This is a genomic window from Pseudoxanthomonas sp. J31 (assembly GCF_000510725.1).
Lineage (GTDB): Bacteria > Pseudomonadota > Gammaproteobacteria > Xanthomonadales > Xanthomonadaceae > Pseudoxanthomonas.
Genome location: NZ_AZNZ01000019.1, coordinates 23,828 through 29,827 on the forward strand (window position 1 = coordinate 23,828; position 6,000 = coordinate 29,827).

6 protein-coding genes are annotated in these 6,000 nt (G+C 71.4%); 3 read left to right on the forward strand and 3 right to left on the reverse strand.

Features of this window, described 5'->3' with window-relative positions:
• Positions 1-171: 171 nt before the first annotated feature.
• The 3 genes from pyrF to PSEJ31_RS0113695 are packed head-to-tail and all read right to left on the reverse strand — an operon-like array spanning position 172 to position 2,345.
• Positions 172-891, reverse strand: coding sequence for an orotidine-5'-phosphate decarboxylase (gene pyrF, locus PSEJ31_RS0113685; protein WP_028915779.1), 720 nt, complete (start codon positions 889-891; stop codon positions 172-174).
• Complete coding sequence (locus tag PSEJ31_RS0113690; protein ID WP_028915780.1) at positions 888-1,763, reverse strand: 5'-nucleotidase, lipoprotein e(P4) family; 876 nt, start codon at positions 1,761-1,763, stop codon at positions 888-890. The genes pyrF and PSEJ31_RS0113690 overlap by 4 nt, the downstream gene beginning before the upstream one ends.
• Positions 1,764-1,814: 51 nt before the next feature.
• Positions 1,815-2,345: a DinB family protein gene (locus PSEJ31_RS0113695; RefSeq protein WP_019397524.1), complete on the reverse strand. Its 531-nt coding sequence runs from the start codon at positions 2,343-2,345 to the stop codon at positions 1,815-1,817.
• A 347-nt stretch (positions 2,346-2,692) separates the two neighbouring features.
• On the opposite strand from PSEJ31_RS0113695, the gene xylB reads away from it, so the two are divergent.
• The 3 genes from xylB to PSEJ31_RS0113710 form a co-directional block, all read left to right on the forward strand.
• Positions 2,693-4,183 (forward strand): xylulokinase, encoded by a 1,491-nt coding sequence (gene xylB / locus PSEJ31_RS0113700; RefSeq protein WP_028915781.1) that lies wholly within the window; start codon positions 2,693-2,695, stop codon positions 4,181-4,183.
• A 41-nt stretch (positions 4,184-4,224) separates the two neighbouring features.
• On the forward strand, positions 4,225-5,559 hold the full coding sequence (gene xylA / locus PSEJ31_RS0113705) for a xylose isomerase (RefSeq protein WP_028915782.1): 1,335 nt from the start codon (positions 4,225-4,227) through the stop codon (positions 5,557-5,559).
• Between the two features lie 95 nt (positions 5,560-5,654).
• A partial coding sequence (locus tag PSEJ31_RS0113710; protein ID WP_028915783.1) for an MFS transporter occupies positions 5,655-6,000 on the forward strand: 346 nt, incomplete at its 3' end.

Genomic DNA, 6,000 nt, shown 5'->3' on the forward strand with positions numbered 1-6,000 from the left:
GCGAGGGCAACGCCCGGATACAAAACGGGGAGGCCTGAGCCTCCCCAAATCCGGCAACGCCGGAGGACATCGTGTTGTGGCACGGCGCCGGCCAGCGGCCGGCTGCGGGGCACTCTAGCCCGCTCCTCCAGCTAATGCAATACGTTAGGTTTTCCTGGCTAACCGATTGATTTAGCTGATCGCTTCGCGGATCTGCCGCTGGATCAATGCGGCCGCGGCCGCCGGATCGGGGGCGTTGCGGATCGGCCGCCCGACCACGATCGCGTCCGCGCCGGCGGCAAACGCCTCGGCCACGCCCACGCTGCGCTTCTGGTCGTCGCCGCCACCGCCGTCCGGGCGGATGCCGGGACAGACGATCGAGAACCCGTCGCCGGTGGCGGCGCGGATCGGGCCGGCCTCGCGCCCGGAGGCGATCACCCCGTCGATGCCGGCGGCCTGGGCGGCCAGCGCGCGCTGGACCACCACCTGTTCCGGCCCGGCGTCGATGCCCATGGCGCGCAGGTCGGCCCCCTCCATCGAAGTCAGCACGGTGACCGCCAGCAGGCGCATGTCGCCCTGGTTGGCCTCGGCGGCGGCCTGCATCATCGCCGGGTGCCAGCCGTGGATGGTGCAGTAGTCCACCTTCCAGCGGCCCAGGCCGCGGATCACCCCGGCCACCGTGGCCGGGATGTCGAAGAACTTCAGGTCCACGAACACGCGCTTGCCGCGCTGGCCCAGCAGGTCCAGCACCTGGAAGTACTCGCCGGAGGCCAGCAGTTCCATGCCGATCTTGTAGAAGCGCACGTTGTCGCCGAGGCGGTCGATCCAGGCCTCGGCCTCGGCGCGGCCGGGCACGTCCAGGGCGAAGATCAGGCGCTCCTCCGGCGCCAGCGGCAGCGGGGCGCGGCTCACGGCGCGGTCTCCAGCGCGGCGCGCTTGGCGGCGCGTCGCGCGTCGCGCGGCTGCTTCCAGTGGTTGTCGAACAGCGCCGGCTCCCAGCCGCCGTAGGTCGGGTTGGGCAGGATCCACCAGCGGCTGCCGAACCAGTCGCGGTGGCGTTCCAGCAGGGCCTGGCGGCCGGCGGGGCTGTTGTCCTCGATCTTGAGGAAGTCACCCAGCTGGTCGCCGAACTGCATCAGCACCCGGTACTTGCGGCTGGCCAGGCGGCGGCGGCAGTCCTTCTCGCTGCCGTGCTGCTCGCAGCCCGGGACCACCGTGCCCAGGCCCAGGAACACGTCCTCGCCCTCCACCGGCAGGCCCTCGGCGCGCAGGTTGTCCAGGGTGGCCTGGGTCAGGTGCACGGCGCGGTTGGAGATGTAGACCAGGGTGACGCCGCGGGCGTTGGCGGCGCGGGCGAACTCGACCACGCCCGGCACGGCACGCGCCTTGCGCTCCTCGACCCAGGCGTCCCAGGAGGGGTCGCTGTACTCGCCGCCGTCGCGCACCAGGCGCGCCTGGTAGGGCGAGTTGTCGAGCACGGTCTCGTCGATGTCCAGCACCACCGCCGGCTTCAGGCCGGGGCCGCTGCCCTCGCGCTCGCCATCCACCAGCGCGTCCCAGGCCGGGTCGGCCAGGGCCTGGTCCAGGGTCGCGGCGGCGGCGCGGTAGGTCTGCTCGGCGATGGCGCGGTACTCGGCCGAGCGCTGCACCCACAGCACGGCATTGAGGTTGTCGTCGGCGGCCACGGTGGCCGGGGCGGCGGCGGGCGGGGCATCGGGCCGCACCGGTTGGCAGGCGGCGAGCGCCAGCACGAGCACGGCGGCGCAGGACAGGACAGGACGCATGGGGCGGTCTCGCAACGGCAAACGCGCATTCTAGCGGCTCGCCGGCCGCGCTCAGGCCGCCGGCAGGCGCAGCAGCAGGTCGGTCGGGCCCACGTCCACGCCCAGCTGATGGAACAGGGTCGTGGCCTGGCCGCGGTGGTGCGCCTGGTGGTTGAAGAAGTGCAGCAGCAGGTGCGACAGCCGGCGCCGGTGCGCCTGGCCGGCCATGTTGCGGTACTCGATGACCCGCTCCAGATCCCCCGGCTGCAGCGTGCCGATCCAGTCGGCAATGGCCTGGTCCAGCAGCTGCCGGCGCTGCCACCAGGCATCCAGGTCCGGGCACGCGGTCTCGTCCAGGCGCCGCGGTGGCGGCAGGGCGGCGACCGGCTGCAGTGGCTGCCAGTGGCCGGGGTCGTTGGCGGCGAAGCGCTGCAGCCAGAGGGTGTCGGCCACCACCAGGTGGTTGAGGGTGCCGAGGATGGAGCCGAAGAACGCGCCGCGCGGCTCGGCCAGCAGTCCGGCGTCCAACCGGGCCGCGGCTGCGTGCAGGGCGGCGTTCATCCAGTGGTTGTAGTCGGCCAGCAGGGCGAAATGGTCGCGCATGGCGGCATCCGGCGGCGGGAAGGCAAAGCTTCGCATGGCGCCGCCGGCTGGTACTTGCTGAATACGCAGCCGGCGCGTGACCGGTTCCGCCGCTGCGCACCCGCAGCATGCGCGCGGGTGCGGATCGTGGTAGAAAGCGCGAATGATACCGCTAACTTGGCGCCCGGACGGGGCCTCCAACCCCGCCGGGGCCAGGTCGTGGCCGAGGTATTTGTTGCGTCGCAACAAGGCCTGGCTGGCGGGACCCTGCGAAGTTTCCGCGCACCGGAGCGCTCCATGAGCAAATCCCCCGCAAGCTGTTCCATCCCGCGGCCGCACGGCTGCCCGTCCGCGCACGGGGTGCGCGCATGAGCCTGTATGTCGGCCTGGATGTAGGCACCCAGAGCGTCAAGCTGGTCGCCTACGACCCGGAAGCGCGCCAGGTCGCGGCGACCATCGGCCACGCCCTGGAGCTGGCCGCCGGCGACGACGGCAGCCGCGAGCAGCGCGCCGAGTGGTGGATCGACGCGATCCGCAGTTGCTTCGCGCGGCTGGACCCGGCCCTGCGCGAGCGCGTGGTGGCGATCGGCGTGTCCGGCCAGCAGCACGGTTTCGTGCCGCTGGACCGCGACGGCAACGTGCTGGCCCCGGCCAAGCTGTGGTGCGACACCAGCACCGCGGCCGAGTGCGACCTGATCATGGACGCGGTCGGCGGCGCGCAGCGCAGCATCGAGCTGGCCGGCAACCCGATCCTGGTCGGCTACACCGCCTCCAAGCTGCCGTGGACCCGCAAGCACCGCTCGCAGGCCTACGCGCAGCTGGCCCTGATCATGCTGCCGCACGACTACGTCAACTTCTGGCTCACCGGCGAGCGCTGGATGGAGTGCGGCGACGCCTCCGGCACCGGCTGGCTGGACGTGCGCAACCGCCGCTGGTCGGAGGAGATGCTGCGCGCCACCGACCCGGACCGCGACCTGGCCGCGCTGCTACCGCCGCTGGTCGAGGCCGACGCCACCTTCCCGATCGCCGCGCACATCGCCGACGCCCTGGGCCTGCCGCGCAACGTGCGCGTGTCGGCCGGCGGCGGCGACAACATGATGGCCGCCATCGGCACCGGCAACGTGACCCCGGGCGTGCTGAGCATGAGCCTGGGCACCTCGGGCACGCTGTTCGCCTACTCCGACCGCGCCATGGTCGACGAGGCCGGCCGCTGGGCCGCGTTCTGCGATTCCACCGGCGGCTGGCTGCCGCTGATCTGCACCATGAACTGCACCGTGGCCACCGAGGCGGTGGGCAAGCTGTGCAGCTTCTCGACCAAGGAAGGCGACGCCCTGCTGTCCGGCACCCGCCCCGGCGCCGATGGCCTGCTGATGCTGCCGTTCCTCAACGGCGAGCGCACCCCGAACCTGCCCAACGGCCGCGGCAGCCTGTTCGGCATGACCGCCACCAACTTCACCGTGGCCAACCTCTATCGCGCGGCGATGGAAGGCGCGGTGTACAGCCTCAAGAACGGCTACGACGCCTTCGTCGACGCCGGCATGCGCTTCGAGGCCATCCGCCTGACCGGCGGCGGCAGCCACAGTGCGGTGTGGCGGCAGATGGTCGCCGACGTGTTCGGCCTGCCGGTGGACGTGCCCGAGCAGGCCGAGGGCGCCGCGTTCGGCGCGGCCCTGCAGGCCCTGTGGGCCACCAGCCGCGCCCAGGGCGGCGGTTCGGACCTGGCCGCGCTGGCGGCCGCGCACGTGCGCCTGGAGCCGCGCCTGTCCGCGCACCCGCACGCCGAGGCCACCGCCGCCTACGCGGCGCAGTACGCCCGCTTCCTTTCCCACCTCGACGCGATCCGGCCGCTGTACGCCTGAGCGCATCCCCGCTGTACGAACTCCCAAACGGAAACCACAAGATGAGCAAGCCCTTCATCGGCGCCACCGAGTACTTCCCCGGCATCGGCGCGATCCCCTACGAAGGTCCGGAATCGGACAACCCGCTGGCGTTCAAGGTCTACGATGCCAACAAGGTGATCGGCGGCAAGACCATGCGCGACCACCTGCGCTTCGCGGTCTGCTACTGGCACACCTTCTGCAACGCCGGCGCCGACCCGTTCGGCCCGGGCACCCGCCGCTTCCCGTGGGAGAAGGGCGACGCGATGGCCACCGCCGAGGCCAAGGTCGACGCCGCGTTCGAGTTCTTCACCAAGCTGGGCGTGCCGTACTGGTGCTTCCACGACGTCGACCTGGCGCCGGACGCCGACGACATCGCCACCTACGAGAAGAACCTCAAGCACCTGGTCGGCCTGGCCAAGGCGCGCCAGGACGCCACCGGCGTGAAGCTGCTGTGGGGCACCGCCAACCTGTTCTCGCACCCGCGCTACATGAACGGCGCCTCCACCAACCCGGACTTCGCCGTCGTCGCGCGCGCCGCGGTGCAGGTGAAGAACGTGCTGGACGCGGTGGTCGAGCTGGGCGGCGAGCACTACGTGTTCTGGGGCGGCCGCGAGGGCTACGCCACCCTGCACAACACCAACATGAAGCGCGAGCTGGAGCACTTCGCCCGCTTCCTGGCCGCCGCGCGCGACTACGGCCGCAGCATCGGCTTCAAGGGCAAGTTCTTCATCGAGCCCAAGCCGATGGAGCCGATGAAGCACCAGTACGACTTCGACAGCGCCACCGTCGCCGGCTTCCTCAAGGAGCACGGCCTGCAGAACGACTTCATGCTCAACATCGAGGCCAACCACGCCACGCTGTCGGGCCACACCTTCGAGCACGACCTGCAGGTGGCCTCCGACCACGGCCTGCTGGGCAGCATCGACGCCAACCGCGGCAACGCGCAGAACGGCTGGGACACCGACCAGTTCCCGACCGACCTGTACGACACCGTCGGCGCCATGATGGTGGTGCTGCGCCAGGGCGGGCTGGTCGGCGGCCTGAACTTCGACGCCAAGCCGCGCCGCGAGTCCACCGACATGGAGGACCTGTTCATCGCCCACATCGGCGGCATGGACGCGTTCGCCAAGGGCCTGGAAGTGGCCCATGCGCTGCTCAACGACTCGCCGTGGGAGCAGTGGCGCAAGGAGCGCTACGCCAGCTTCGACGCCGGCGACGGCAAGGCCTTCGAGGAAGGCAAGCTGGGCCTGGCCGACCTGGCCGCGCTGTCGGCCAAGATCGGCGAGCCGAAGCAGACCAGCGGCAAGCAGGAGCGCTACGAGAACCTGCTGAACCAGTACCTGCTGCGGCGCTGACGCAGCCAGTGCCGGGGCGCGCCGCGCGCCCCGGCGACCGCGCCCGCCAGCCGCCTTGCCGGCGGGCGCGCGGATTCTCGAGGGAGGGGCCCCCGATGGCGGTAGTGGAAACCACGCAGTCCGGCGCGAGCGAGTTCGAGGCCGCCGGCGGCGAAAACACGCGTTTCATCATCCTGATCAGCCTGGTGGCCACCATCGGTGGCTTCCTGTTCGGCTACGACAGCGGCGTGATCAACGGCACGGTCGACGGCCTGNNNGCGGCNTTCNAGTCCGACGCGGCGGTGACCGGCTTCAACGTGGCCTCGATGCTGCTGGGCTGCGCGGTCGGCGCCTGGTTCGCCGGGACCCTGGCCGACCGCTACGGCCGGCGCACGATGCAGCTGTGGGCGGCGGTGTTCTTCATCGTCTCGGCCTGGGGCTCGGGCATCGCCACCTCCTCGG